General features: G+C 72.2%; 21 protein-coding genes. 12 read left to right on the top strand and 9 right to left on the bottom strand.

Translation table 11 applies throughout. The features are described 5' to 3' along the window. Positions 1-476 precede the first annotated feature (476 nt). Together CRP55_RS44395 and CRP55_RS44390 are read left to right on the top strand one after the other, a co-directional pair. On the top strand, positions 477-3,107 hold the full coding sequence (locus tag CRP55_RS44395; protein WP_097328116.1) for a glycosyl hydrolase: 2,631 nt from the start codon (positions 477-479) through the stop codon (positions 3,105-3,107). Between the two features lie 76 nt (positions 3,108-3,183). Beyond that, positions 3,184-3,927: an SDR family oxidoreductase gene (locus CRP55_RS44390; RefSeq protein WP_097328115.1), complete on the top strand. Its 744-nt coding sequence runs from the start codon at positions 3,184-3,186 to the stop codon at positions 3,925-3,927. On the opposite strand, the gene CRP55_RS44385 is transcribed toward CRP55_RS44390, so the two are convergent. Genes CRP55_RS44385 through CRP55_RS44365 form a run of 5 tightly spaced genes read right to left on the bottom strand, consistent with a single transcriptional unit; the run spans position 3,887 to position 8,324 of the window. Beyond that, the gene (locus CRP55_RS44385) at positions 3,887-4,738 is read right to left on the bottom strand and encodes a helix-turn-helix transcriptional regulator (protein WP_097328114.1); all 852 of its coding nucleotides are present in this window, start codon (positions 4,736-4,738) and stop codon (positions 3,887-3,889) included. The two genes, CRP55_RS44390 and CRP55_RS44385, sit on opposite strands and share 41 nt — an antisense overlap. Positions 4,739-4,750: 12 nt before the next feature. Beyond that, the gene (locus CRP55_RS44380) at positions 4,751-5,671 is read right to left on the bottom strand and encodes an SDR family oxidoreductase (RefSeq protein ID WP_097328113.1); all 921 of its coding nucleotides are present in this window, start codon (positions 5,669-5,671) and stop codon (positions 4,751-4,753) included. 29 nt (positions 5,672-5,700) lie between these two features. Further along, entirely contained in the window at positions 5,701-6,075 is a 375-nt protein-coding gene (locus CRP55_RS44375) for a sigma-70 family RNA polymerase sigma factor family protein (protein WP_097328112.1), read from the bottom strand. Then, entirely contained in the window at positions 6,059-7,414 is a 1,356-nt protein-coding gene (locus CRP55_RS44370; RefSeq protein WP_097328111.1) for an NAD(P)/FAD-dependent oxidoreductase, read from the bottom strand. The genes CRP55_RS44375 and CRP55_RS44370 overlap by 17 nt, the downstream gene beginning before the upstream one ends. Positions 7,415-7,436: 22 nt before the next feature. Next, positions 7,437-8,324, bottom strand: a complete 888-nt coding sequence (locus CRP55_RS44365; protein WP_245923750.1) for a sigma-70 family RNA polymerase sigma factor — start codon at positions 8,322-8,324, stop codon at positions 7,437-7,439. Between the two features lie 136 nt (positions 8,325-8,460). Here CRP55_RS44365 and CRP55_RS44360 point away from each other — a divergent pair, with 136 nt between their 5' ends. The 3 genes from CRP55_RS44360 to CRP55_RS44350 are packed head-to-tail and all read left to right on the top strand — an operon-like array spanning position 8,461 to position 10,384. Then, positions 8,461-9,114: an alpha/beta hydrolase gene (locus CRP55_RS44360; protein WP_179855613.1), complete on the top strand. Its 654-nt coding sequence runs from the start codon at positions 8,461-8,463 to the stop codon at positions 9,112-9,114. Beyond that, positions 9,111-9,824 (top strand): alpha/beta fold hydrolase, encoded by a 714-nt coding sequence (locus CRP55_RS44355; RefSeq protein ID WP_097328109.1) that lies wholly within the window; start codon positions 9,111-9,113, stop codon positions 9,822-9,824. The genes CRP55_RS44360 and CRP55_RS44355 overlap by 4 nt, the downstream gene beginning before the upstream one ends. After that, on the top strand, positions 9,821-10,384 hold the full coding sequence (locus tag CRP55_RS44350; protein ID WP_097328108.1) for a GyrI-like domain-containing protein: 564 nt from the start codon (positions 9,821-9,823) through the stop codon (positions 10,382-10,384). Before CRP55_RS44355 ends, CRP55_RS44350 begins: the two co-directional genes overlap by 4 nt. Here the strand turns inward: CRP55_RS44350 and CRP55_RS44345 are convergent. Further along, the gene (locus CRP55_RS44345) at positions 10,368-11,012 is read right to left on the bottom strand and encodes a GNAT family N-acetyltransferase (RefSeq protein WP_097328107.1); all 645 of its coding nucleotides are present in this window, start codon (positions 11,010-11,012) and stop codon (positions 10,368-10,370) included. The two genes, CRP55_RS44350 and CRP55_RS44345, sit on opposite strands and share 17 nt — an antisense overlap. A gap of 136 nt (positions 11,013-11,148) precedes the next feature. Here CRP55_RS44345 and CRP55_RS44340 point away from each other — a divergent pair, with 136 nt between their 5' ends. Genes CRP55_RS44340 through CRP55_RS44330 form a run of 3 tightly spaced genes read left to right on the top strand, consistent with a single transcriptional unit; the run spans position 11,149 to position 13,778 of the window. Continuing rightward, positions 11,149-12,525: a glycosyl hydrolase family 18 protein gene (locus tag CRP55_RS44340; RefSeq protein WP_097328106.1), complete on the top strand. Its 1,377-nt coding sequence runs from the start codon at positions 11,149-11,151 to the stop codon at positions 12,523-12,525. 59 nt (positions 12,526-12,584) lie between these two features. After that, complete coding sequence (locus tag CRP55_RS44335) at positions 12,585-13,082, top strand: LURP-one-related/scramblase family protein (RefSeq protein ID WP_097328105.1); 498 nt, start codon at positions 12,585-12,587, stop codon at positions 13,080-13,082. Positions 13,083-13,133: 51 nt separating this feature from the next. Then, a complete protein-coding gene (locus CRP55_RS44330; RefSeq protein ID WP_097328104.1) occupies positions 13,134-13,778 on the top strand; it encodes a hemerythrin domain-containing protein in 645 nt (214 codons plus the stop codon). On the opposite strand, the gene CRP55_RS44325 is transcribed toward CRP55_RS44330, so the two are convergent. Further along, complete coding sequence (locus tag CRP55_RS44325) at positions 13,759-17,655, bottom strand: ATP-binding protein (protein ID WP_097328103.1); 3,897 nt, start codon at positions 17,653-17,655, stop codon at positions 13,759-13,761. The genes CRP55_RS44330 and CRP55_RS44325 overlap by 20 nt on opposite strands. A gap of 128 nt (positions 17,656-17,783) precedes the next feature. Between CRP55_RS44325 and CRP55_RS44320 the strand changes: the two genes are divergently transcribed. Next, positions 17,784-18,713 carry a patatin-like phospholipase family protein gene (locus CRP55_RS44320; RefSeq protein ID WP_097328102.1) on the top strand — a complete coding sequence of 310 codons (930 nt, stop codon included), beginning with the start codon at positions 17,784-17,786 and terminating at the stop codon, positions 18,711-18,713. Here the strand turns inward: CRP55_RS44320 and CRP55_RS44315 are convergent. Both CRP55_RS44315 and CRP55_RS44310 read right to left on the bottom strand, forming a co-directional pair. Continuing rightward, the gene (locus CRP55_RS44315) at positions 18,710-20,077 is read right to left on the bottom strand and encodes a pyridoxal phosphate-dependent decarboxylase family protein (protein WP_097328101.1); all 1,368 of its coding nucleotides are present in this window, start codon (positions 20,075-20,077) and stop codon (positions 18,710-18,712) included. The two genes, CRP55_RS44320 and CRP55_RS44315, sit on opposite strands and share 4 nt — an antisense overlap. A 9-nt stretch (positions 20,078-20,086) precedes the next feature. Next, positions 20,087-21,550 carry an MFS transporter gene (locus CRP55_RS44310; protein WP_097328100.1) on the bottom strand — a complete coding sequence of 488 codons (1,464 nt, stop codon included), beginning with the start codon at positions 21,548-21,550 and terminating at the stop codon, positions 20,087-20,089. A gap of 76 nt (positions 21,551-21,626) precedes the next feature. On the opposite strand from CRP55_RS44310, the gene CRP55_RS44305 reads away from it, so the two are divergent. The 3 genes from CRP55_RS44305 to CRP55_RS44295 are packed head-to-tail and all read left to right on the top strand — an operon-like array spanning position 21,627 to position 26,424. After that, positions 21,627-22,235, top strand: a complete 609-nt coding sequence (locus tag CRP55_RS44305; protein ID WP_218854991.1) for a TetR/AcrR family transcriptional regulator — start codon at positions 21,627-21,629, stop codon at positions 22,233-22,235. An 18-nt stretch (positions 22,236-22,253) separates the two neighbouring features. Further along, positions 22,254-24,968, top strand: coding sequence for an ATP-binding protein (locus tag CRP55_RS44300; protein ID WP_097328098.1), 2,715 nt, complete (start codon positions 22,254-22,256; stop codon positions 24,966-24,968). Positions 24,969-25,002: 34 nt separating this feature from the next. Continuing rightward, positions 25,003-26,424, top strand: a complete 1,422-nt coding sequence (locus CRP55_RS44295; protein WP_097328097.1) for an AfsR/SARP family transcriptional regulator — start codon at positions 25,003-25,005, stop codon at positions 26,422-26,424. Positions 26,425-26,435 lie beyond the last annotated feature (11 nt).

Raw genomic sequence — 26,435 nt, 5'->3', positions numbered from 1 at the left:
CTCAAGTGCGGCGTCCGATGTGGTCGTGCATGACGCCCTCTTCGATGAGGTGAACTGCTACGCGCCGAGCGAGGCGGGTGCTGAGCGGCGGAGTCGAGCTCGCCGCCGAAGCCGGCGTGTGCGTGCGGGCCGAGGGGAACGCTGTCGCGGCCGTTCCTGGGTCGCGTCCCTCGCCGCCGGGGCTTCTCCCGGTTGCTCACCCTCCGGCCCGGAGAGGCCGGGCGGCGCGGGGCGGCCTTCCGCCCATCGGCTGTGCCTGCGATCCCTCCTGGCACGACGAGAGCCAGTTGGTGAACGTCAGCAACGGCCGGGTCGCCCGCATCCATCAAGGGCTATTGACGTGATTGATGACGGCACATTAACGTGATCGTTACCACCTCGTTAAAACGTTTCACAACCACGCTCCACCGGATCATTGGCCGCTGGGGCCGTTCTGGTTGAAACGATTTCTCCACCGCGAAGCTGGAGCCCACCCGATGAAACGCCGTACCGTCATAGCTCTGGGCGCGGCCGCCGCGCTGGCCACGAACGCGCCCGCCTCCGCCGCCGCCGCGGCCACCCCGGCCAAGGCCGCCGGCACCGGCGCCAAGTTCCGCTGGTGGTGGCCGCACGGCCTGGTCGACCCGGCCGAGATCGCCCGTGAGATCGACCAGATGGCCGACGCCGGTTTCGCCGGCGCCGAGATCCAGGACGTGCACCACAGTGTCCGCGCCGACCTCGACGCGGCCGGGCACGGCTGGGGCACCCGGCCCTGGCGCGACGCCGTCGAGTCGGCGCTGCGCCAGGCCAAGCGGCGCGGGCTGACGATCGACCTGGCCGTCGGCCCGAGCTGGCCGGCCGCCGTTCCGGGCATCACGCCGGACGACCCGGCCGCGGCCAAGGAGCTCGTGCACACCGTCACCCCGTTCACGTCGAGCATCACCGCGCCGGTCGCGGATGACGTGTTCGCCGTGCAGATCGCCCGGATCGTCTCCGGTACCACGCTCGACCCGGCCTCGGTACGAACCCTGACCCCGGCCGGCGGGCAGGTCACGGCGACCGTGGACGGCGGATCGTGGCTGCTGTTCACCTACACCGTGCGCGGCTCCGGGCAGGAGCCGGAGGGCGGCCCGCACACCGTTCCGCCGTCCTATGTGGTCGACCACTTCAGCGCGGCCGGCACCAGGGCGGTCATCGACGCCTGGAACGAGCTCGTGCTCACCGGGCCGATCCGGCAGCTGCTGCGGCAGGCCGGCGGCGACCTCTTCGAGGACTCCCTCGAGCTGGAGACCGACTGGACGCTCTGGACACCCGCGATGCCGGCCGAGTTCGCCCGGCGCACCGGCACCGACCTGCTCCCCTATCTGCCGATCCTGCTGAACCCCAAGGGCAAGTACCTCTACTCGTTCGACTCCGACACGTCCAACCATGTGCGCGACGCCTTCAACCAGGTGCTGTCCGACCTCTACCACGAGCACCACCTGATCCCGCTGCGCGACTTCGCCCACCGGCTCGGGCTTCAGCTGCGGGCCCAGCCGTACGGGCTGTCGACCGACGCCATCCGCAGTGCCACCCTGCTCGACGTGGCCGAGGGCGAGTCGCTCGGCTTCAAAAACCTGGACGACTACCGGGTGCTCGCCTCGGCCCGTGACATGGCCGGCAAGCGGATCCTCTCGTGCGAGTCGGCCGCGTACGCGAACGGCGCCTACAGCACGACGTGGAACAAGGTCCTCCAGACGATGGGCAGCGTCTTCGCCGGCGGCGTGAACCAGGCGGTGCTGCACGGCTTCGCCTACAAGGACGCGCCGGGCGCCGCGTGGCCCGGTTTCGCGGCGTTCTCGCCCTACAACGGCAACGGCATCGGATACGCCGAGGCCTGGGGACCGCGGCAGCCGACGTGGCGGCACGCGCGCGACGTGGCCGGCTGGTTCGCGCGGACCCAGGAGCTCCTGCAGAGCGGGACCGCCCGGGCCGACCTCGTCTTCTTCCGGCAGAAAGGCTGGACGGCGACCGGGATCGGCGCGCCCTGGGCGACGAACGACGGCATCCCGATCGGCTGGACGCACGGCTTCACCGACGAGGCGTCGCTCGCGCTGCCGGCCGCGAAGGTCCGCGATGGACGCCTCGGCCCGCCCCGCTACAAAGCCCTTATCCTGGACGGCGACGCCTTCCGGGGCAAGGACCACACGCTTTCCGTACGGGCGGCTCACCAGCTCCTGGCGCTGGCCAAGGCCGGGCTCCCGATCGTCGTCATCGGCAACTGGGCCGACGTGCACCCGGCCCCGCTCCAGCTCCTCGTCGCCGAACTGCTCGCATCCCCGTCGACGAGGGTCGTCGCCGATCAGACCGGTGTACCGGCCGCACTGGAGGCGGCCGGAGTGACACGGGACGTGGAGTACGAGCGGTCGTCGCTGATGACCGTGCACCGGGTCGACGGCGACAAGGACTACTACTACCTGGCCAACGCGCGGCACGCCGAGAACCGGACCATCACGGCGATCGACCAGGACGTGTGGCTCACCACGGCGTCGCGGTCGTCGGTGCCGGTCCGGATCGACGCGTGGACCGGCGAGAAGCACGGCGTGGCCCACACACGCGACGGGAACCGGGTGCGTGTGCGGGCCACCCTCCAGCCCGGCCAGTCGATGCTGCTGGCCTTCCAGCGAGGCCGCGCCGACATCCCGGCCCGCACCTTCAGCGAGCCCGCGGTCGCGGTGACGGGCTGGGAGCTGTCGGTCGAGGACTGGCAGCCGACCGGCGTCACCACACATCAGGTGACGCTCACCGACCCGCTGCCGTGGTCGTCGATCCCCGAGCTGGCCGACGTCTCCGGCATCGGCACCTACCGCACGACCGTCACCGCCGATCGGGCCGGGCGGGCGCTGCTGTCGCTCGGCAAGGTGGTCGACACCTGCCGGGTGCGCGTCAACGGGCGCCTGCTGCCGCCGATCGACGTGCTGGAGCCGGTGGCCGACCTGGCCCTGCGAAAGGGCCGCAACACGATCGAGGTCGAGGTGGCCACGACGTTGCTCAACCGCCTGCGCACGACCAGTCCCGCGGTGTTCGGCATCGCCACCCGGCAGGCGTACGGACTGCTCGGCCCGGTCTCCCTGAGGCCATACCGATGAACCAGCCTGTCACGTCATGCCCGGCCCCGTGGTCCTAGCGGCGAACGAAGTCGCCAGGACCACGGAGGACCGAACCATGAAGAAGATCGCTGTCATCGGCGGCACCGGGCTCATCGGCTCGCAGGTCGTCAAGCGTCTCAGCGCGCAGGGCCACGACGCGACCCCGTACTCGCTGTCGAACGGGGTCGATCTGGTCGGGAACAAGGGTGTCGCGGAAGCCATCAAGGGCGCCGAGGTCGTCGTCAACCTGACGAACTCGCCGACCTTCGACGAGGCCTCGGCCGTCTTCTTCCGCGAGACCATGGAGAACCTGCTCGACGAGGCCGAGGACGCCGGCACCGAGCACATCGTCATCCTGTCCATCGTCGGCGTCGACCAGGTGCCGGATCTCGCCTACTACCAGGCCAAGGTGTTGCAGGAGAGCCTGCTCGAGCAGGAGGAGAAGATCCCGTACTCGATCGTGCGGGCGACGCAGTTCTTCGAGTTCGTGAGCGCGGCCATGTCGTGGACCTCGGACGAGACTGCCGTACGCCTGCCCTCGACGCTCGTGCAGCCGATGGCCTCGGCCGAGGTGGCCAAGGCGGTGGCCGACGTCGCGGTGGGTGAGCCCCTCATGGGTGTACGGAACTACGCGGGCCCCGAGGTCTTCTCGCTCGACGAGCTCGGCCGGGTCACCCTGGCGTTCCAGGGCGACCGGCGCCCCGTCGTGGTGGACGAGAGCGCCGGCCTGTTCGCGGCGGTGACCGGCGACGCCATCATCGCCCGGGACGACGCCGTGATCACCACGACGCGGTACCAGGACTGGTTGCTGTCCCGATGACCGACAGCAGTCGCAGCCTCTCCTGGGACAGTGAACCCGGCTTCGCGGTGTAGACGACGAGCTGCTGCGACCGGTCCGGGTCGACGAGCCGCTGGCAGTCCAGTTCCAGCGGACCGACCTCCGGGTGCAGCAGCCGCACCGGGCCGCAGTAGGGTCCGGCGACCGGGTGCCCCTTCCACAGCGCGGCGAACGACGGGCTGGCGGCCAGGAGGGCATCCACGATCGCACCGGCCCGTGAGTCCTGGCCGTCGCGGGTGTAGGAGGCGTGCAGGTCGGCGACGATGAGGCGGCTCTGCTCGTCCCACTCGTCGCGCGGGTACAGCGAGCGGGTGGACGGGTCGGTGAACCAGCGGTAGTGCTTGCTGCGGTCGAGTCCCGTGTAGATGCTCTCGTCGCCGACCAGGGCCACCGCGAGGCGGGTTTGCAGCAGCGTCTCCCCCAGAGGGGAGACGACCATCGCGGCCGAGTCCTGAAGGCCGTCGAAGATGCGCATCATGCCCGGGTTGACGTGCTCGCTGTCGGCCACCCGGCGCGGCGTCGCGTAGCCGGCCAGCTCGAACAGGTGGTCGCGCTCCTCCAGCGACAGGCGCAGGCCGCGGGCGATCGCGCCCAGCATCTGCTCGGACGGGTGCGGGCCGCGCGGCTGCTCGAGCCGGCTGTAGTAGTCGATCGACATGTCGCTGAGCACCGCCACCTCCTCGCGGCGCAGGCCGCGGGTGCGCCGCCGCTGCCCGCGGGGCAGCCCCACGTCCTCGGGTTGCAGGGCCTCCCTCCGCGTGCGCAGATATTCGGCCAGTCTGGCGCGATCCATTTCCCTGACTCCTCAGACGCTCACACCGAGGGCGTAGCCCCACAGGCGGGCCGCGGCGCTCTCGTCGCGCGCGGACTTGTAGATGTCGAGCTCGGCCGGGCCGCCCTTGAACTGCCCGAAACCGTCCGGGCCGTAGAGCCGCCCGCCTTGCGCTTCGGGGCTCGTGGCCGCGTACTGGATCGGAAGGACCCCGTGGGCCACGTCCTGGACCAGGATTCCCCAGCGGGCCAGGCGGGCCATGACGGCCTCGTGCGGCGCCGGCTTGCCGCGGCCCAGGTTGGGCCCCGCGGCGTAGAGGCCGGTCAGCGTCGTGCCGGGGTGGGCGGCATTGCTGACGATGCCCCAGCCCTCAGCCCGGCTGCGGCGGTCGAGCTCGAGCGCGAACACGAGGTCGGCCAGCTTGGAATTGTTGTACGCCTTGACCGGCGAGTAGGAGCGCTCGGCCTGGAGGTCGTCGAAGTCGAGCCGGCCCTGCCGGGCGGCGCTGCTGGTGACCGTGGTGACCCGGGCCTGGCCGGCTTGCAGCAGGGGCAGCAGGCGGTGGGTGAGGACGGCGTGGCCGACGAAGTTGGTGCCGAACTGGAGCTCGAAGCCGTCGGCGGTGGTGTGCCGGGTCGCGGGGGCCATCACGCCGGCGTTGTTGACCAGGAGGTGCAGGGGCCGTCCCTCGGCGAGCAGGTCGCCGGCGAGGGTGCCGACCGACTTCAGCGACGCCAGGTCGAGGGCGCGGAGGGAGACGCTGGCCCCGGGCACCTCGTCGCGGATGGCGCGCAGGGCCGCGGCGCCCTTGGTGGTGTCACGGACGGCCAGGAGCACTTCGGCGCCGTCGGCGGCCAGGCGTGTGGCCAGCTCGCGGCCGACACCGCTGTTGGCCCCGGTGACGAGGGCCAGACGGCCGGTGAGATCCTGCGGATGAAGGCTTACTTTCCTCATGACCCCAAGGCTCCCGCGGTGCGGAACCGTCAACCATGTTCTGTGGATACATGCCAACGGGCGAGCTTGGCCGGGGTGAGCACGATCCACAGGGCCGACACGAGACCGCCGGCGGACTCGGCCGCGATCACCGCCTCGGCGCGGCCGCCCCGGCGCAGCGCCAGGCCGGTCCGGCCGTTCACCGACTCGACGGTGAGCTCGGACCCGGGCCGGCACAGCAGCACGGAGACGAGCCCGGCCACGTTCTCCGCACCCCGGACAGGGTTGAGCGCCGCGAGGACCGCCCCGCCGCCGTCGCACATCGCGACGGCGTCGTCGTGCAGGGCGGCTCGCAGCGCTGAGATCTCTCCCGTCCGGCAGGCGGCTAGAAACTCGCGCACGACGTCGTCATGCGGAGGGCGCATGCTCGAGCGGCACCGTCGTCTCCGGAAGGGCCGGCACCTCGCCGCCCGTGACGAAGGCCCGCCGCGGGTGCTGCACCGAGGCCAGCGAGACGATGTCGCGGCCGAACAGCGCGGCGGTGATCCAGACGAACAGGACCCGCACCTTGCGCTCCCAGCTGGGGACGGCGAGCACGTGGTAGCCGCGGTGCATCACCCAGGCCGGGAAGCCCTTGATGACGATGCCCCGCCACTGGAAGATGCCCCGTCCCAGGCCCAGCGTCGCCACGACGCCCAGGCTGTGGTGCAGGTACTGCTTCGGCTCGCGGCCGCGCAGCGAAGCGACGATGTTCTTGGCCAGCAGCTTGCCCTGGCGCACGGCGTGCTGAGCGTTCGGCACGGTCGCGGAGCCGGGCAGGGCCAGGTCGGGGATGGCGGCGTCGTCACCCGCGCCCCACGCGTCCGGCACGAAGGCCTCGTCGGTGCCCACCTGCAGGTCGGCCCGGACGCTGAGCATGCCCCGCGCGTCGACGGGCAGGTCGGTGTGGTTGCGCACCAGCGGACTCACCGCGTTGCCGACGGTCCAGACGATCAGGTCGGAGTCGAACTCCTCCCCGGTCGACAGGACCACGTGCCCGTTCTCGGCCGACTGGAGCACGGAGTTGAGGTGGATGTGCGCGCCGCGCTTCTCCAGCGAGCGCACCACCCATTCGCCGGGCTTGTCGGTCACCTCAGGCAGGATCCGGCCGCGGGCCTCGACCAGGTGGAAGGAGAGCTCGGACTCCTCGAGCTCGGGATATTTCCGGGCCAGGGCGGTGGCCAGCGAGAGCAGCTCGCCGAAGCCCTCGACGCCGGAGAAGCCGCCGCCGACGAAGGTGACGGTCAGCAGACGGCGGCGCTGCGGGCCCGGTTCGAGCGTCGACGCGCGGTCGAAGTTGGTCAGCATCCGGTCGCGGATGGCGACGGCCTCCTCGACGTGCTTCATGCCGATCGCCTGGTCGGCCACGCCCGCGATGTCGAGCTTGCGGGTCACGGCGCCGGCGGTCACGGCGATGATGTCGTACGCCAGCGCGTATTCCGGCCCCTCGGCCGGGCGGATGGTGGCGGTCTTGTGCGCGTGGTCGACCTTCACCACCGTACCCGAAATGATCTTGGTCTTCTTGAGGTGCCGCCGGATGGAGACGGCCGCGTGGCGCGCCTCGACCGAGCCGGCCACGACCTCGGGCAGGAAGGGCTGATAGGTCATGTACGGACGCGGGTCGACCACGACGACCCGCGCCTCGTCGCGCCGGAGCTTCTTCTCGAGCTTCCAGGCCGTGTAGAAGCCGGCGTAACCGCCGCCCACCACCAGGATCGTCCGCATGTCGTCCTCTGTTCTCTCGCAGTCACTCCTCAAGACCGGGCAGCTCGAGAACTTGTGACAACTTTTCCGGAACCATTTGCCAGAGGACCCGGTCGATGCCGTCGGCGGTGACGCCGATCGTCAGGAAAGCCTCGTTGCCGTTGGCCAGCGAGAGCAGGACGGCGGTCTGACCGTTGGTCTCCAGCCAGCGTGTCGAGGCCCCCTCCCACATCCAGGCCGACAGCGCCATGAAGAACTTCGCGACCGGCAGCGGCCCCTCGACCACGCGGCGGGCGATGCCGAGCGCGCCGTTGCCGTCGGAGACGCTGAGCACGCCCGGCGCCAGGAGCCTCTCCAGCGCGGCCATGTCGCCGGTGCGCGAGGCCTGGAGAAAAGTGGCGAGCAGCTTCTTCTGCTCGGCCGCGGCCACCGGCGTGCGCCGCTCGTCGGCCAGATGCTTACGGGCCCGGCTCACCAGCTGGCGCACGGCCGGCTCGGTGGCGTCGAGGATCTCGGCGATCTGGCCGTACGGATAGTCGAACGCCTCCCGCAGCACATAGGCCGCGCGCTCGGCCGGCTTGAGCTTCTCCATCAGCAGCAGCGTCGCGTACTCCAGCGCCTCGCCCCGCTCGGCGCCCAGGTAGGGATCGGCGCTCGTGTCGACCGGCTCGGGCAGCCACGGCCCCACATAAGTCTCGCGGCGCGCCCGCGCCGACTGGAGCTCGTTGATGGCCAGCCGGGTCGTGGTGGTGGCCAGGAAGGCGGCCGGGTTGACCACCTGGCTGCGGTCGTACGCCTGCCAGCGCAGCCAGACCTCCTGAAGCAGATCCTCGGCCTCGCTCGCGCTGCCGAGCATCCGGTAGGCGATGCCGAACAGGCGCGGGCGCACGCCGAGGAACACCGCCGTGGCATCGTCGAGATCCGTCGTCACCTGCTCATCGTGGTCCGTGCCGGAGCAATCACCAAGCATCTGTCACAAGAACCACGGCTGCCCTGTCTGGGCTGGCATGATGCTTCTGCCCCACGATCCGGACCGAAGAGAGCTAGAGGAGTCACAGGCCACGCCGGTGCCCAAGCCCGACGTCGACGAGTCGTGGGTGACGGTGGGCGACGTCGCCGTGCGCCTGGTGCGGCCGCCCGGCGCCGTCCGGGTGCTGCCGTCGGTGCTGTACCTGCACGGCGGCGGGTTCGCGATAGGCAACTCGGGCACGCATGACCGGCTCATCCGCGAGATAGCGGTGGGCGCGTCGGTCGCGGTGGCGTTCGCCGAGTTCGACGGTCCGTGCACGGTGGCGCTGGAGCAGACGTACGCGGTGGCGCGGTGGATCCGGGAAAGAGGGCGTTTCTCGGGGCTGGACGGCAATCGGCTCGCCGTGGCCGGTGACGAGACCGGCGGGGCCCTGGCCGCGGTGCTGTCGGCGACCCGTTTCCGTTTCACTCACCAGTCGCTGTACTACCCGCGTGGCCTTCCCGAGTTCGCCCTTCCGGGCACCTCGCCGGACACGTTCGTCGTCGCCCGCGGCCCTGACGACGAAGGCTCGGCCTTGAGCCGGAGATTGACGGCCGCGGGCGTACGGACCACGACCGTCACGTACGAAGACGCGCCGCCCCACTTCATGATGCTCAACTCCCTGCGCTCCGGCCCCGCGGCGGACGCGGCCGTGCGAACGGCGATCGGCGTCCTCCGCCGCGCCTCCTATCCGGAAAGGACCGCACCATGACACCAACCGTCGTCCTCGTGCACGGCGCCTTCACCGAGTCGGCCAGCTGGAACGGCGTCGTCGAGCTCCTGGCGGCCCGGGGAGTGCCGGTGACCGCGGTGGCCAACCCGCTGCGCGGCCTGCCGGGCGACGCCGCCTACGTCCGAGACGTGGTGGCCGCCCTCGGCACGCCCGTGGTGCTGGCCGCCCAGTCGTACGGCGGGATGGTCGCCACCGAGGCCGCCACCCGGCTGCCCGCCGTGGCCGCCCTGGTCTACGCGGCCGCGTTCGCCCCCGACCAGGGCGAGTCCGCGCTCGGCCTGACCGCCAAGTTCCCCGGCAGCACTCTGGAGCTCGCGCTGACGTCGTGCCCGCTCAGCGCCGGCGGCACCGAGCACGCTGTCCGCCCCGGGGCCTTCCACCACCAGATCGCCGCCGACCTGCCCATCGCGACGGCCGCGGCGATGAGCGCGACCCAGCGCCCGATCACGCGGTCGGCCCTCACCACGGGCCTGCCGTCGGCCACACCCGCGTGGCGCTCACTGCCGTCCTGGTTCGTCTTCGGCGACGCCGACGCCACGATTCCGCCGGCCCTGCACCGCTTCATGGCCGACCGCGCCGGCGCCAAGGGCGTCCACGAGATCCCGGGGGCGTCGCACGCCGTCACCGTGTCGCGGCCGGCCGAGGTGACCACCACGATCCTCGACGCGGTGGCCACGATCTCCGGATGATGGCCGATGATGACACGGTGAAACGAGCCCACCGTGAGTTGTTCGCCGCGAAGGCCACACCGGCCTTCGTCGACGTGCCGGCCCTGCCCTATCTGATGGTCGACGGCGCCGGCGATCCGAACGGCCCCGAGTACGAGGACGCGATCCAGCGGCTCTACCGCACCGCCTACCGCATCCGGGCCGTGTTCAAGGCCCGCGGCGAGGTCTATTCGGTGCCGCCGCTCGAGGGCCTGTGGACCGACGTCGGCGACGGCCTCGGCGACCGCAGGGGGTGGAAGTGGACCATGATCCTGCTCCAGCCGGCCGGCGCCGCGGCGGACATGATCGAGGCGCCCGGCGTCCGGCTGGAGACCTTCGAGGAGGGACCGTCGGTGCAGGTGCTGCACGTGGGCCCGTACCACCAGGAGACCGAGGCCATCCACCGCCTGCTCGCCTTCGCCGCCGAGCACGGCCGCGAGGTCACCGGGCGCCATCACGAGATCTATCTCAGCGATCCGCGCCGGACGGCCCCCGAGCGCTTGAAGACGATTCTGCGGTACGGGGTCAGCTCGGGTAGCTGACTCCCGGCGTCGACGCGATGAGCACGTCGGCGACCGCCGTCCAGCCGAGCTTGGCGTAGAGCGGCTGCCCGTCCTCGCTGGCGACCAGCAGCCCGTGCCCGGCGGGCGCGGCCTCGGCCAGTGCGCCCATGACGGCGCTGGCCAGCCCTCGGCGGCGGTGCGCGGGCAGGGTCTCGATCCGGTCGGCGATCCCGTCCGTCCCGGCGATGCCCATCGTCCCGCGGGCGCCCACCTCGCCGTCCTGGTCGAGCGCGAGGACCCGTACGGCCGAATCCTCGATCGTGGTCTTGATTTCGTATCCGGGCGGCGCCGGAGTCCGCGGGTGCTCGCGCAGGTCGGTCACCATCAGCTTCTCGGAGCGCTTGAGCACGATCAGGCCGGCCTTTTCGAGCGCTGCCGCCGCCTGGTCGGGCGCTGTGGTCGGCACGGTCAGCCAGGTGACCTCGTCCTCGCCTTTGACCAGCTCAGCCAGCCCGGCGATCGACGCGACGCCGTCCAAGGCGAAGTATTCGACGTTCCGGCCCATCTGAAGGCACCGCACGCGCAGCCCTTCACCGAGGTCCTTGGCTTCCGGCAGCCCACGGGAGATACCCCAGCCCCGCTGCCACCGCACTACAAGCTCTCTCACGCGCTCAGTGAATCATCACCAAGACTTTTATGAAGTCCTATATTGACTATCATTAGTTAACCTTCCTAAGATTTGGCCGCCCGTAGTCATCCCCACGGCGCATCCCCCGCGCCGGACACGAAGGGTCGCCATCCCCATGGCCATCAGGAAAAGAAGCAGGTGGGCGGCCTCGGCCGCCGCACTCACCGTCGCCGCGGTCGGCACCATCACCGCGCTCGCCGTCCAGGGCACCTCGGAGGCCGCCGTCCTGCCGAACGGGTTCAAGAGCGTCGGCTACATGCCGTCCTGGGCCGGCAGCGTCACGAGCATCCAGTACTCGAAGCTCACCCACATCAACTACTCGTTCGCGCTGCCCAACGCCAACGGCACCCTCCAGCCGATCGAGAACACCTCGAAGCTCCAGCAGCTGGTCACCCTCGGGCACCAGAACAACACCAAGGTCTCGCTGGCCATCGGCGGCTGGAACGACGGCAACGACTCGGCGTTCGAGTCGCTGGCGGCGAACTCCGGCACGCGGACGACGTTCGTCAACACCGTCATGAGCACCGTGCGCCAGTACAACCTGGACGGCGTCGACATCGACTGGGAGTACCCCGACCCCGGAACCTCGGGCAACAACTACACCGCGCTGATGCAGCAGCTCAGCACGGCCCTGCACAACGAGGGCAAGCTGCTCACGGCCGCGGTCGTCAGCGAGGGCAACACCGCCAACGGGGTCCAGCCGGCCGTCTTCGGCTACGTCGACTGGCTCAACATCATGGCGTACGACGGCGGCAGCCCGCACGCGAACTACGACTGGTCGATCGCCTCGGCCAACTTCTGGAAGAACCGCGGGCTTCCGAAGGCCAAGACGGTGCTCGGCGTGCCGTTCTACAGCCGGCCGGGTTATTTGACGTACGCCCAACTGGTCGCCCAGGACCCGGCCAACGCCAACCGTGACTGCACCCCGTCCGGGGAGTGCTACAACGGCCTGCCGACGATCCGTCGCAAGACCCAGTGGGCCCTGGCCAACGCCGGCGGCATCATGAACTGGGAGCTGTCGCAGGACGTGACCGGCTCCAACTCGCTGGTCAGCGCCATCTACGAGACCGTCATGGGCGGAAGCGGGCCGACCACCCCGCCGCCGTCGGGCCGCACGGGCCGCATCACGGGGATCGCCGGCAAGTGCGTCGACATCGCGTCGGCCAGCAGCGCCAACGGCACCGCGGTTCAGCTGTACGACTGCAACGGCACCACCGCGCAGAACTGGACCGTGGGCACCGACGGCACGATCCGCGGCCTGGGCAAGTGCCTCGACGTGAGCGCGGCCGGCACGGCGAACGGCTCGCTGGTGCAGATCTACGACTGCAACGGCACCGGCGCGCAGCGCTGGACGGCTCAGTCCAACGGCACGCTGGTCAACGCCGGCGCCAACAAGTGCCTGGACGCCTCGAACAACAGCTCGGCCAACGGCACCCGCCTGCAGATCTGGGACTGCTTCGCCGGCGCGAACCAGCGCTGGGTTCTTCCCTGATCCTCCCGTCGCAGCGCGGCCCGCTTTCGCCGTGGCGGGCCGCGCCGCACACTTGAGGCATGTATGTGATCAAGGAACGCTTCTTCTCCTTCGGCGACGACTTCGACGTGGAGGACGAGAACGGCAACCGGGTCTACCACGTGGACGGCAAGGTCTTCAGCGTCCGCAACCGGGTCGTCATCGAGGACACGAACGGCGACGAGGTGGCGTCGGTCCACCGCCATCTCGTCGCGCTGCGCCCCACGTACGAGATCCGGATCGGCGGCGAGAAGGCCGCGGAGGTCCGCAAGAAGCTGTTCACGCCGTTCCGGGACAAGTTCACCATCGACGTGCCCGGCCCGGACGACCTGGAGATGAAGGGCAACCTGCTCGACCACGAGTACGTCATCGAGCAGGACGGCCGCGAGGTGGCCGCCGTCTCCAAGCGCTGGCTGACGATCCGCGACACGTACGCGGTGCAGGTCTCCGAAGGAACCGACCCGCTTCTCATCATCGGCAGCGTCCTCGCGCTCGACCTGGCCCTGGAGCGCTCGGCGAAGAACGAGACAGGCGACTGACCTTAAGTAGCTGTTAGGTGGGCGGCAGGTGGGCCCGGGCACGGTGTTCGCATGGACAACGAACCGACCGGCCTCCTGCTGGCCCACCGCGCCATGCTCAAGGACCTCGACCGCCTCAGCGACCTGACCGCCTCCCTGGCCACCGGCGGCACACGGCTCGACCGCAAGCGGGCCGCGGCGATCGCCGGCTACCTGAGCGACTTCTGCGACAGCATCCACCACCATCACAGCGCCGAGGACGACGTGCTGTGGCCGGTGCTGGAACGCTCGGCCGGCGCGCACGTCGACCTCACCGAGCTCACCGACGACCACGCCGTGCTCGACCCGAAGTTGACGCGCGTGCGCACCGGCGCGGCGGCGCTGCGCGAGACGAAGGTGGTGCCGGCCGAGCTGGCGGCCGACATGAAGGATCTGCGCGACACCCTGCACGAGCACATCGCCGACGAGGAGCGCACGATCGTCCCGCTGATCAAGCGGTACGTCTCGGACGACGAATGGAACCGGGTGGAGGCGTCGATCCGCAAACGCGGCGCCAAGATGACCTTCGAGGTGCCGCGGATCCTGGCCGTGAGCACACCGGCCGAGCTGGCCGAGGCGCGCAAGGAGGGCGGCCTGCCGGTCGCCATCATGATCAAGGTGTTCCCGCTCGCCTTCCGCAAGCGGGAGCGGCTGGTCTTCAGCCCCGCAGGCGCCTGATCAAAGCTTCGGACGAGGCCGCGTACGCCGGGTCGCCGGTCAGCGCGAACAGCGCGGCGTCGACCGGCCCGGCGTACAAGGTTCCGGAGTCCAGGCCCGCCACCCGGCCCGAGAAGGGCAGCAGCTGGGCGGCGATCCGGCGGCCGGTCTCCACGTCACCGAGGCGGGCCGCCGCCAGGCCGCGCAACGTGGTGAAGCCCAGCCAGTAGTAGTTGCGGTCGATCTCCTGCCGGCGCCGCCAGGCATCCCGGGCGGCGGCGACGTCGCCCGCGTCGAGCAGGGCCAGCACGAGCGCGTCGGTGACCCGGCCCGGATAGATCTCCTCGATCGCGATCAGCTCGTCCCGCAGCGGCGCCAGATCACCCCGGGCCATCCCGGCGCCGATCCGGCCGACGGTCGCCATCGCGGCGCCGTTGAGCGCGCCGTGCTCGGCCAGGCGGCGGCTGACCTCGGCGTACCGCACCAAGGCGCCGTCGATCCGCCCGGCCAGCAACTCCAGCAGAGCCTCGAAGATCCCGACGACCGCGAGCAGCCCACTGAGCTGCCCGGTCGTCGACCGGGCGACGGCCAGCCCCATCTCGGCCCGGGCTCCGGTGAGGTCGGTGCGGGCGGCCGAGTCGAGGAAGAGCAGCCAGTGGGCCACCGCCTCGTGGTCGATCTCCCCCGCCGCCACCGCCGTGGCCAGATATTCCTCGGCGACGGCCCGCCGCTCGTCCCGCAGATCCGGCCCGAGCGCGGCATACGCCCGAACGTTCAACGCCGCACACAGCAGCCGCGCGCCTTCGGCCCCACCCGCCGCTGCCACACCGCCCGCCGCCACACCCCCTGCCGCCGCACCGCCCGCCGCCGCACCCCCTGCCGCCGCACCGCCCGCCGCCGCACCCCCTGCCGCCGCACCGCCCGCCGGCGCGCCCCCTGCCGCCGCACCGCGCGCCGGCGTGGCGTTGCTCGTTGCTCGGCGGGCCAAACTGAGTGCCTCCGCGCTCACCGCGGCCGCGGCTGCGTCGTCGTACCCCTCAAGCTCTCGGAAAAGCGCGAGCAGCAGACGAACCCGGACCACGTCGGGGTGCGAGGCCGCCAGCTCGCGGCGGATCGCGGTGACCTTGGCGGGGGACGGCTCGCGGCCGTCGCGGGTGGTCCAGATCAGCGGGGCGTCCCACGCCGTCAGGGTGTCGAGGTCGTCGCCACCGTCCAGATAGATCGTCCGGGCGCGGACGATGTCGCCGGCCCGGGCGTGCGCGGTCACCGCCCTGGCCAGAAGGGTGAACCTCTCGCCGGTCGCGCGCGTGCCGGCCAGCTCGTACAACCGGAGCGCCTCACGCCACTGCGCAGCGGCCTCCCGCCACGATCCGGCCCGCTCGGCGCCGGTCGCGGCACGGATCGCATACGGAACAGCCTCACTCGCCGTAGCCGGATTGGCGGCGGCCCCGGCATGGCGTGACAGCGTGGCCGCGTCGGCGGTCCCGTCGAGCACCTGCAACGCCCGGCTGTGCAGCCGCGCGCGCCGCAGCAACGGCGTGTCCTCGTAGAGCGTGTCCCGCACCAGCGCGTGCGTGAACCGCACCCGGCCCGGCACCGGCTCGTCCAGCAGTCCGGCCAGGACGGCCGCCTCCAGCGCGTCGAGCAGTTCGTCCGGCTCCCGCCCGGCGACATCGGCCAGCACGTCCACATCGGCTTCCCGCCCCAGCACCGCCGCCTGCCGCAACGCGCTGGTCACGGAGCCCGGCAGCCGCGCCACCCGGCGCCGCAGCACCTCCCGCACGCCCTTGGGCACCGCCGTCTCCGCCGCCCGCGCCCCCTCGGCCGCGATCAGCCGCGCCAGCTCACGAACGAAGAGCGGATTTCCCTGCGTACGCTCGGCCACCAGCGCCAGCAGCTCGGGCCCCGCCTCCTCGAGCCCGTAGCGCCGCGCCAGCTCGGCCACCGCCCCCGCCTCAAGGCCACCGAGGGTGAGGCGAGCCGCCGTCACGGAAAGCAGCGCCCCGATGGTCGCCTCCAGCTCGTCACCGAGAGACTCGGTGCGGTACGTGAGCAGCACCAGGACCTGTGTACCTTGAGCCACCACTTGCCGTACGAGCTGCAAAGTCAGGTCGTCGGCCCGGTGCACGTCATCGAGCAGCACCACAGCCCGCGTACCGGCCAGCTCGGCCGCGATCCACCGCCCGAGCCGAAAGGGGTTGGGCGGCTCGTCCGCGTGCAAGAGATCGATCCCGAGCGCCTCCGACCAGGCCCACCCCGGCGGCGCCCCGTCCACCTCGGGGCAGCGCCCCGCCCACGCCTTCCATCCGGCGCCGACCAGTTCCGCCACCGCCGCCTCGGCCAGCGTCGTCTTCCCGGCTCCGGCATCGCCACTGACCAGCACGACCCGGGCCCCTTCACGAGCAGCCTCCGCGGCCGCGGCGGCGATGGCCGCGAGTTCCGCCTCCCGCCCCGGAGCAGAGGCCCGCCCCACCCCTTCAACCGGCAAGCCCGCCACCCCCGCAGACGTGGCAGACGACGAGGTGCCAGCTGCGACACCCACGCCCGCAAAGCCGGCAGACCCGAACGTATCGGGCACGGATTCGACGGGCGGGGAGGCGCCGAGCACTGAGGAATCGGGCGCGGCAGAAGCAGGCGCGGCAGAAGCGGGCGCGGCAGAAGCAGGCGCGGCGGATTCGGAAGGCCAGGCGGCAAGGGCTGGGGAGACGGGCACGGACATTGGATGCGCGGTGTTAACAGGCGCTGGGGTAACGGCTGTGGCGGGCACGGAGCCGTCGGCAGCCGGCGCGGAGAGAGCGGGCGCGGAGAGGGCCGGCGCGGAGAGGGCCGGCGCGGCGGGAGCAGGCGCGGAGCTTGAGGGGGCCGGCGCGGAGGGAGCGGGCGCGGAGCTTGAAGGGGCCGGAGCGGCGGGCGCGGAGCTTGAGGGAGCCAGCACGGACGGAACCGGCGCGGAGGGAGCGGGTGCGGAGAAAGCCGGCGCGGAGGGAGCGGGCGCTGAGGGGGCGGGTGTGATGGTGGGGCGGGCTGGTGGGGTTGGGTGGGCGAGGGCTGGGGCGTGGGCCAGGATGTCGGACTCCAAGGCGCGCAACTCTGGGCCCGGGTCGACGCCCAGCTCTTCGGCCAGGTGGTCTCGGGTGCGGCGTAAGACGGCCAGCGCGTCTCCCTGGCGGCCGCTCCGGTAGAGGGCCAGGGCCAGCAGCCGGACCGCGCCTTCGCGGGTGGGATGGTCTCGGAGATGGCGTTCCAGCTCGGCCACCGCCAAGGCGGGGCGGCCCAGGTCGAGTTCGGCTTCCGCCCGTGACTCGAGGGCCAGCAGGCGCAGGTCGGTGAGGCGGGTGGCCTCGGGAGCCGCCCACGGCTCGTGGGCCACCTCGGCGTACGCCTCGCCCTGCCAGCAGGACAGCGCCTCGGTCAGCAGCGCGTGCCGTTCGGCCGGTGGGGCCGCGGCGGCCCGGCGCACCAGGCGGGTGAAACGCCAGGCGTCGACGGCATCGTGCGGTAGGCGCAGCGCGTAGCCGGGAGGCGCGCTGACCAGGACCGACGCGGGGGTCCGGCGGGGGCGGTCCGGTTCGAGGGCCCGGCGCAGATGGGAGATGTGCACCTGGAGTGTGGCCAGGCCACGCGCCGGGACGTCGGCTCGGCCCCACAGGTCGTCGACGAGCCGGTCGGCCGACACGACCTGCCCGCCGGCCACCGCGAGCCGCGCCAGCACCGCCCGCTGGCGCGGACCACCAAGATCCGCCGCGGGCGAGGGAGCCGCCGCGGGCAAGGGATCGGCGGCCGGCAAGGGATCGGCGGCCGGCAAAGGATGCGCCGCCCGATTTATGGTCACATAGCCGACCGTGGCGCGCAGCGGGCCGAGCACGAAGAGCCGTACGGCCGGTGCCTCGTCTGCCACGTTCGCCTCTCCGCGCCGATTGCCCGTACCAGGCACAAACTACCCGTGGCGCGCGCGGCGGCAGCCCACCGAACGGGTGGTTCGGTGATCCGAGCGGCGTGGGGAAAGCGTGCCAGTAGCATCGGGGCATGTCCGGGGGACGGCGGGTCGCGCTGGCGCTGGGGTCCGGCGGGGCCCGCGGCTTCGCGCACGTCGGGGTCGTGCAGGTGCTCGAGGAGCGCGGCTTCGAGGTGTGCTCGGTGGCCGGGTCGTCGATGGGGGCGCTGGTCGGCGGGGTGATGGCGACCGGGCGGCTCAAGGAGTTCACCGACTGGGCGGTCGCGCTCAAGCAGCGGGACATCCTGCGGCTCATCGACCCCAAGTGGGCGCTGCCGGGGGCCATGGCGGCGGACCGGCTCATCAACCACCTCAACGACTTCCTCGGTGACGCCGAGATCGAGCATCTGCCGATCCCGTACACGGCGGTGGCCACCGACATCAACGCGCGCCGGGAGGTGTGGTTTCAGCGGGGGCTGCTGCGGTCGGCCATCCGGGCCTCGATCGCCATCCCCGGTCTGATCACCCCGGTCGTCATCAATGGGCGGCTGCTGGCCGACGGTGGGCTGCTCAACCCCGTACCCATCGAACCGACGGCGGCGTCCGGCGCCGATCTGACCGTCGCCGTCTCCCTGCAGGCGCCGAGGCCGCAGGGCGAGCCGGCCTCACCGGTGCGGGCGGCCGCGGCGCCACATTGGTACGAGGACTGGCGTGACCGCCTCCGGCATGTCTTCCAGACCCGCAACGGCAGCGCGGCTCCCCTGGAGACGCCCGACCTGACCGAGATCTCGGCCGCGGCCGATCCGCTGCCGGGCAATCTGCGGATCGCCGATGTGCTGGCGTCCTCGCTGGACGCCATGCAGGACATGATCGCGCGCTACCGGATGGCCGGGCTGCCGCCGGATGTGCACATCGCGGTGCCGGTCAACGCCTGCCGGGTCATGGACTTCCACCGCGCCGGCGACATGGTGACCCTGGGGCGGCAGTTGGCGACGAAGGCTCTGGACGACGCGGGCTTTTAAGCCGCCGCGGCCAGGATCGCCGCGACCGTACGGTCCACGTCGTCCTCGTCCGTCGACCAGTTCGACACCGAGATGCGGATCGCCGCGGCGCCGTTCCACGTCGTGCCGCTCATCCAGGCCGTGCCCTCCTCCTGAATGCGGCGCAGCGCCCGCTGCGTCGTATGGTCGTCGCCGAGGCGTACCAGCACCTGGTTGAGAACGACCTCGTTCAGCACAAGCGCTCCCCCGGCCGTCAGCCGGTCGGCGAAGTGGCGGGCCAGCGCGCACGAGCGCTCCACCAGGTCCGCGATGCCGTCGGTGCCCAGCTGGCGCATGGCCGCGTACACCGGGAATCCCCGCGCCCGCCGCGAATGCTCCGGGTTGTAGTCCAGGGCGTCGCGCTCGCCCGACGCCGCGTGCTGCAGATAGCTGGCCCGCACTCCCATGGCCGCCCGGTGCGCTTCGGGGTGGGCGCAAATCACCAGACCGGAGTCGTACGGCACGTTGAGCCACTTGTGCGCGTCGGTGGCCCACGAGTCGGCCCGTTCGATGCCGGCCACCAACGGGCGAAGGCGCGGGCTGGCCGCCGCCCACAGCCCGAACGCGCCGTCCACATGCAGCCACGCATCGCCCACCAGGTCGGCGATCGCGGCCAGCGGGTCGATCGCGCCCGTGTTCACGTTCCCGGCCTGCGCGCACACGATCGCCGGCCCCTCACCGGACGCGAGCGCCGACGCCAGCGCGGCCGGCACCAGGCGTCCCTGGCCGTCCATCTCCACCGTGACCAGAGAGTTCGTACCCATGCCGAGGTGTCTCAAGGCCCGGTCGATGGTGCCGTGCCGCCCCTCCCCCGCGATCACCCGGACTCGCGGCGCTCCCCACAGACCGTCCGCGTCGACATCCCAGCCCTTTCGGCGCAGCACTTCCCGCACCGCGATGGCCAGCGCCGTGAAGTTGGCCATCTGCCCGCCCGTGACATACCCGACGGAGGCCCGCGCCGGAAGCCCCAGCAGCTCGACCAGCCACCCGGCCGCGGTCTCCTCGACCACGCTCGCCGCCGGCCCCAGCACGTACAACCCGGCGTTCTGATCCCAGGTCGAGGTGAGCCAGTCCGCGGCCAGCGCCGCCGGCGTGGCCCCGCCGATCACGAAGCCGAAGAACCGCCCGCTGGACGACGCCATCACGCCCGGCGCGGCCGCCGCGACCAGGTCGGCCACCACCTTCTCCGGTGGCAACGACCCGGCCTGCAGCGGCCCGCCGAGCGCCGCGCGCATGTTTTCGAGCGAGGCCGGCGGGCGCACCGGCCGCTCCGGCAGCCCACCCAGATATGCCGTCGCGTGGTCGAAGGCCACACCCAGCGGCCCGTTCCAGTCCGGACGTTCCATCCCGTCAGGCTAGGCGCGAGCACCCTCGAGATCGGCCGTCGCGCGGATGTCCGACACCTCGCCGGCGCGGTGCTTCGCCCGGCGGTCCGGGTCGATGAACAGCAGGACCAGGGCGCCGCCGACGGCGAAGACGATCGCGCCGAGCACGTAGCTGATCCGGAACGCGTTCTCGGTCGGCAGCGCGACGGTGCCGACGGTCGTCGTCTGCCCGGCCAGGATGGTGATGACCAGGGCGCTGCCGATGGTGCCACCGACCGTACGCATGATGCTGTTGACCGAGTTGGCGATGCCCGTCTCGGCCGGCTGCACGTGGCTGACCAGCAGGGCCGGCATCGAGGCGTAGGCCATGGCGATCGCGCAGCTGGCCACGACGAACGCCGCGATGGTCTCGACCTTGTTGTCGTGCAGGAAGGTCAGCGAGGCCAGGCCGACCGCGCCGATGCCGCAGGCCAGGGCCAGCACGATGCGCGGGCCAACCTTGCCGACCAGCATGCCGGCGAGCGGGCCGATGACGACGCTGGCCGCCGCGCCCGGCAGCAGATAGATGATGCTGGTCTGCAGCACGGTCGCGCTGAAACCGAAGCCGGTGTACGCACTCGGGCTCTGCACGAAGTAGCTGGTCGCGAGCTGGAGCGCGAACATCGCGAAGCCGACCGCCATGGCGGCCAGGTTGGTCACCAGGATCGGGCGGTGGCGCAGCATCTCGACCGAGACGAGCGGTGCGGCCGTACGGCGTTCCAGGAAGTAGAAGCCGACGAGGATGATCAGGGCGGCCGCGAACAGGACGATCACCTTGGCCGAGCCCCAGCCCCAGGTGTGCCCCTGCGAGATCGGCAGCAGCAGGCTGACGAGGCCGGCCGAGAGCACCGTGGCCCCGACGTAGTCGACGCGGCCGCCCGCTCCGGGACGCTTGGGCAGGGTCAGCGCGAGGGCCAGGGTGATGGCGCTCATCACGACGGTGAGCCAGAAGATCCGCCGGTAGTCGGCGTCGCCCTGGGTGAGCAGGCCGGCCGCGACCAGCGCGACACCGCCGCCGACGCCGAGCGTGGAGGCGACGATGGCCATGCTGTGGGTGAGCTTGGCCGGCGGCAGCTCGTGGCGCAGCAGGCTGATGCCGAGCGGGAACAGCGCGAAGCTGGTGCCCTGCAGGACCCGGGCCACGATGAGCCAGCTGATGTCGTGGGCGGTGGCCGCGAGCACGCTGCCGGCCAGGGTGACGGCGAGGGTGGCCACGAAGACCGGCTTGACGCCGAGGACGTGGCCGAGCCGGCCCAGCAGCGGGGTGAAGGAGGAGGCGGCGAGCAGCGTCGCCGTGGACACCCACCCGACGGTCGTGGCGTCCGCGCCGAGCTGCGAGGCGATCTGCGGCAGCACCGGCACCGGGATGGACTGGATCAGCGCCAGCAGGAAGCTGGCGGCCGCGGCGGCCGGCAGGAGCAGCCGCGGGCGGGCAACGCGTTCGGGTGTGGTCACGTCCGACTACGCTATCGACACTGTGTCGATTTTTGTCGGCACCGCGTTGATGATCACATAGGGAATGATCGGAAATATGAGTCAGGTAACGCGCCGCCGGACCGGCCCGTCCAAGGGTGATCTCCGCGAGGCGGCGATCCTCGAGGCCGCGCGGGCCCTGTTCTCCGAGCGGCCGTACGAGTCGGTGACCATCGACGACCTCGCGAGCGGCGCCGGCATCTCCCGGACGAGCTTCTACTTCTACTTCCCGACCAAGACCGCCGTGCTGACCGCCTTGATGACGAGCGTCGGGCACGACCTGGCCGCCGGCCACGTCTGGTTCGACGCCGACGGCCCCGCCCGTGACCTGCTGCGCACCCAGCTGGAGACGTCGGCCACACTCTGGCGGGCCAACGCCGGCATCCTGTCGTGCGCCGCGACCGCCATGGCCACCTCGGAGGAGCTGCGCGACTTCGTCGGTCGGGTCCGGCGGCGCTACGACGAGCGCGCGGCCGAGAAGATCCGCCGTGACCAGGCCGGCGGCACCGCGACCACGGCCATCCCGGCCCACCGGCTGGCCGAGATGATCTCGGCGATCCGCGACGCCCGATATGAGCAACTGGCCGGCGCCACCGACGCCGAGCTGCGCGAAGCCGTCGACGACCTCACCGAGGCCATTCACAGGTTGATCTACGGGCGGGCATAAAATACCGATGTGACGAGCATGATCGGGAGAGAGGCCGAGCTGCGCCTCACCCGGGGACTGCTCGCCGAGGCCGCCGCCGGGAACGGCACGGCCCTGCTGATCCACGGCCCGGCCGGTGTCGGCAAGACCGCCCTGCTGCGGGCCGCGTCGGCCGAGGCCGCCGACCGGGGCTTCACCGTCCTGAGCATGGCCGGCATCGAGACCGAGCGCTGGTTCCCGTTCGCCGCCCTCAACCTGCTGCTCCAGCCGATGATCCGCGAGATCGACCGGCTGCCCTCCGCGCACCGCACGGTGCTGCGGGCCGCGTTCGGCGCCGACGACACCGAGCCCGACGTCTACCGGGTCGGCCTGGCCGTGCTGGAGCTGCTGGCCGACGCCGCCACCCGACACCCCGTGCTGGTCGCCGCCGACGACATCCAGTGGATCGATCCGTCGACCCGCGACGCCATGCTCTTCGTCGCCCGCCGGGCCCACGGGCACGCCCTGCTCGTCCTCGGCGCGAGCCGGCCGGACGGCAGCGGGCGGATCGGCTCGGGCTACACCCCGGAGCTGAGCCTGGCCCCGCTCGACGGCGCGGCGGCGGCCGAACTGCTCGACACCCGCGCACCGGCCCTTCCGCCGCAGCTGCGAGCCCTGATCCTCGACCGGGCCGCCGGGAACCCCCTGGCTCTGATCGAACTGCCCAAGGCCGCGCAGCAGGCACCGGCCGGCACCGACGATCTTCCGCTGACGCAGCGGCTGGAGACCGCGTTCGCCGCCCGCACCGACTCGACGAGCCCGTCGAGTCGCGCGCTGCTGCTCGCGCTGGCGGCCGAGCCGAACGCCGCGCTGGACCGGCTGCTCGAGGCGGCCGGCCAGGTCACCGGCTCGATCGTCACCGTCGACGCGCTCCAGGAGGCGGCCGACGCGGGCCTCATCACGATCACTTCGCGCCGGCCCGAGTTCCGGCACCCGCTGATGCGCTCGGCCATCTACAACCGGGCCCGGGTCACCCACCGGCTCGCCGCCCACCGCGCGCTGGCCACCATCCTGGCCGATCAGCCCGACCGCACGCTCTTCCATCAGGCCGCGGCCACGATCGGCCCGGACGAGGAGCTGGCCGGCCGGCTCGAGCAGTTCGCCGACGCGTCGCTCGCGCGGGGCAAGGTCGCCGCGGCGGTCCCGGCACTGCAACAGGCGGCTTCGCTCGTACGGGATCAGCGCCGCCGCACGAGCATCCTGGTCCGCGCGGCCGAGCTGTCGGGGCAGCTCAGCCACCGGGGCCGCACCCGCGCGCTGCTGGCCGGGGCCGATCCGGCCGTGATGGGCCCGGTGGAACGGGCCCGCCTGCTGCTGGTCTCCGACAACGCCGCCTTCGAGCCGGACGAGCCGCACCGGCGCATCCACGACATGCTGACCGCGGCGACCGGCGCGCTCGCGGCCGGGGCCCGCGATGTCGCCGACAACCTGCTGTGGCGGGCCGCCTCGCGCTGCTTCTTCCAGGACGGCGACGCCGCGACGCGGGCCGAGCTGGCCGCGGTGGCCGACCGCTGGGCCGCCGGACCGGACGATCCCCTGATCCTGGCCGTCCGCGCCTACGCGGAGCCGTACCGGTACGGCACGGACGTGCTCGGCCGGCTGGACCGGCTCGACCTCGACCGGCACGACGGCCGGGCGGTGCACTACCTCGGCAGCGGCGCCATGGGCTTCGGCGACTTCACCCACAGCAGCCGCCTGCTGGCCCGGGCGGCCGCGAACTGGCGGGCGCAGGGGCGGCTCGGCCTGCTCGCCCGCTCGCTGGCCGGCGCCTGGCCGCGGTACTACCTCGGCCAGCTCGACCAGGCCCGGTCGGACGCGGCCGAGGGCATGGCCCTGGCCGAGGAGACCGGCGAGGCGATCGTGCTGCTCGGCGTGCGCTCGGTGTCGGGTCTGGTCGCCGTGACCCGCGGCGACGTCGCGCCGGCCGAGGAGATGGTGCGCAAGCTGCGGGCCGACCCGCTGCTGACGGGCATGCCGTTCGCGTCGTCCATCACGCTTCAGGTCGAGGGGCTGCTGGCGCTGCTCGGCGGGCGCGTCGAGGAGGCGTACGACCTCCTGGCCCGGGCCTTCGACCCGGACGACCCGCACTATCACTCGGTGAGCCGCTGGCTGGTCGCGCCCGACCTGGCCGACGCGGCGCTGGCCGCTGGCACCGTCGAGCAGGCCCGCGAGTTGGTGGCTGGGCTGCCCGAGCTGGCCCGGAGCCTGCCGACCGAGATGATGAGGACGGCGCACGCGTACACCAACGCCGTGCTGGCCCCGGACGACGAGGCCGAGCAGCGTTACGCCGAGTCGTTCGCCATGCTGCCGGCCGGCGTGCAGCTGGTCCGGGCCCGGCTGCACCTCAACCACGGCCGCTGGCTGCGCCGGCAGCGCCGCCAGGTCGACGCCCGGGTGCCGCTGCGCACCGCCCGCGACGAGTTCGACCGCCTCGGCGCCCGCCCGTGGGCCGAGCTGGCCCGCGACCAGCTGCGCGCGACCGGCGAGTCGAGCGGCCGCCGCCACGAGAACCTGAGCGACCAGCTGTCGGCGCAGGAGATGCAGATCGCCACGCTGGCCGCCGAGGGCCTGACCAACCGCGAGATCGGCCAGCGGCTGTTCATCTCGCACCGCACGGTCGGCGCCCACCTCTACCGCATCTATCCCCGCCTGGGGGTCAGCGGCCGCCGCCAGCTCGCGGCGGCCCTGGGAGCCGCGGCGCAGTCATCGTACTGATGTTTTCGCCGCCGCCGGCCGACAGGCTGAGGGCATGATTCGGTTCGCGATCCTCGGCCCGGTCAGCCTCCGCGACGGCGACCGGGAACTGCACGCGGGCGCCGGCCGGCAGCGCACGGTCCTGGCCCTGCTTCTGGCCCGCGCCGGCGCCGTGCTCGGCCAGAACGACCTGGTCGAGCTGGTGTGGGGCGACGACCCACCGGCCAGCGCGGCCAACGTGCTGCACCGCTCGATCGGCCAGTTGCGCCGCCTGATGGAGCCCCATCTGCCGATCCGCTCGTCCGGCTCGCTGCTGTCCCGGGTCGGCGACGGCTACCTCCTGCGCGCCGACGAGTCCACGCTCGACCTCCTGGAGTTCCGCGGCCTGGTGGCGTCGGCCCCGGTCGCCGACGACCCGGTCGGCCGTTATCTGCGGGCGCTGGCCCTGTGGCGCGGCCCCTGCGCCGAGGGACTCGACCCGAGTCCCGTGTTCGACAGCGTCGACGGCGAACGCTCGCAGGCGGCCCGCGACGCGGCCGACGCCGCGCTGCGCGCCGGCCAGGCGGCGCGGGTGCTGCCGGCGCTGCGCGAGGTGGCTCGCGATCAGCCGCTGGACGAACCGTTGCAGAGCCGCCTGATGCTGGCCCTGGCCGCGGACGGCCAGCGCGACCGCGCGCTGGGCATCTTCCACGCGGTCAGCGAACGCCTCGGTGACGAGCTCGGCATCGACCCCGGCGCCGAACTGCGAGCGGCCCGCGACACCCTGCGCCGCCGCCCGGCCGTCCGCCCCGCCCAGCTTCCGTCCGACCACCCGTTCCTGCTCCCGCGCCTGGCCGACCGCGCGACGGCCGAGATCTCCCACCAGCGAGCCACCGGCCCCGCCGTCCTGTCCATCGACGGCGTAGCGGGAGTCGGCAAATCGATCCTGGCCATCCACCTGGCTCACCGAATCGCCCCGTCCTGCCCGGACGGCCAGCTCTACGCCGACGTCCGCGACCTGGACCCGGTCGCGGTCCTCCGCGGCTTCCTGACCTCATTGGGCGAGCCCACCCGCAAGCTGCCCGACGACCTGCCGTCGCTGGCCGGGCGCTGGCGCGCGCTGCTCACCGGCCGCCGAATCCTGGTGGTCCTGGACAACTGCGCCACGCTCGACCCGCACCTGCTGCCCGGCACCCCGGGCAGCGTCGTGATCACCACCAGCCGCACAGAAGGAACGTTCTCCCTGACGCTTCCCAGCCACGCCGAGGCCACGACCATGCTGCGCCGACGGCTGGGCCCCGACCGCGTCGCCGCTGAGCCGAGGGCCGTGGCCGAGATCGTCGAGCGCTGCGGCCGACTGCCGGCGGCCCTGGCCCGGGCCGCCGCCGCGGGCGTGGTCGAGTCGGATCTGCCGTTGGCCTACATCGCCGCCGAACTCGGTGCCGAGCTCGGAAGCGGCCCCGGGGCCGAGGCGCTCGCCGACCTGGTGGCGGGGTGAGCCGTATGCTG

This window comes from Paractinoplanes atraurantiacus (assembly GCF_900215205.1).
Taxonomy (GTDB): domain Bacteria; phylum Actinomycetota; class Actinomycetes; order Mycobacteriales; family Micromonosporaceae; genus Actinoplanes; species Actinoplanes atraurantiacus.
This window is presented reverse-complemented; position numbering and strand designations above follow the sequence as displayed.

Bases quoted from the DNA above. Each gene is read 5' to 3' on its own strand.
- CRP55_RS44395 (WP_097328116.1), top strand. From the start codon at position 477: ATGAAACGCCGTACCGTCATAGCTCTGGGCGCGGCCGCCGCGCTGGCC.
- CRP55_RS44390 (WP_097328115.1), top strand. From the start codon at position 3,184: ATGAAGAAGATCGCTGTCATCGGCGGCACCGGGCTCATCGGCTCGCAG.
- CRP55_RS44385 (WP_097328114.1), bottom strand. From the start codon at position 4,738: ATGGATCGCGCCAGACTGGCCGAATATCTGCGCACGCGGAGGGAGGCC.
- CRP55_RS44380 (WP_097328113.1), bottom strand. From the start codon at position 5,671: ATGAGGAAAGTAAGCCTTCATCCGCAGGATCTCACCGGCCGTCTGGCC.
- CRP55_RS44375 (WP_097328112.1), bottom strand. From the start codon at position 6,075: ATGCGCCCTCCGCATGACGACGTCGTGCGCGAGTTTCTAGCCGCCTGC.
- CRP55_RS44370 (WP_097328111.1), bottom strand. From the start codon at position 7,414: ATGCGGACGATCCTGGTGGTGGGCGGCGGTTACGCCGGCTTCTACACG.
- CRP55_RS44355 (WP_097328109.1), top strand. From the start codon at position 9,111: ATGACACCAACCGTCGTCCTCGTGCACGGCGCCTTCACCGAGTCGGCC.
- CRP55_RS44350 (WP_097328108.1), top strand. From the start codon at position 9,821: ATGATGGCCGATGATGACACGGTGAAACGAGCCCACCGTGAGTTGTTC.
- CRP55_RS44340 (WP_097328106.1), top strand. From the start codon at position 11,149: ATGGCCATCAGGAAAAGAAGCAGGTGGGCGGCCTCGGCCGCCGCACTC.
- CRP55_RS44335 (WP_097328105.1), top strand. From the start codon at position 12,585: ATGTATGTGATCAAGGAACGCTTCTTCTCCTTCGGCGACGACTTCGAC.
- CRP55_RS44330 (WP_097328104.1), top strand. From the start codon at position 13,134: ATGGACAACGAACCGACCGGCCTCCTGCTGGCCCACCGCGCCATGCTC.
- CRP55_RS44320 (WP_097328102.1), top strand. From the start codon at position 17,784: ATGTCCGGGGGACGGCGGGTCGCGCTGGCGCTGGGGTCCGGCGGGGCC.
- CRP55_RS44315 (WP_097328101.1), bottom strand. From the start codon at position 20,077: ATGGAACGTCCGGACTGGAACGGGCCGCTGGGTGTGGCCTTCGACCAC.
- CRP55_RS44305 (WP_218854991.1), top strand. From the start codon at position 21,627: ATGAGTCAGGTAACGCGCCGCCGGACCGGCCCGTCCAAGGGTGATCTC.
- CRP55_RS44300 (WP_097328098.1), top strand. From the start codon at position 22,254: ATGATCGGGAGAGAGGCCGAGCTGCGCCTCACCCGGGGACTGCTCGCC.
- CRP55_RS44295 (WP_097328097.1), top strand. From the start codon at position 25,003: ATGATTCGGTTCGCGATCCTCGGCCCGGTCAGCCTCCGCGACGGCGAC.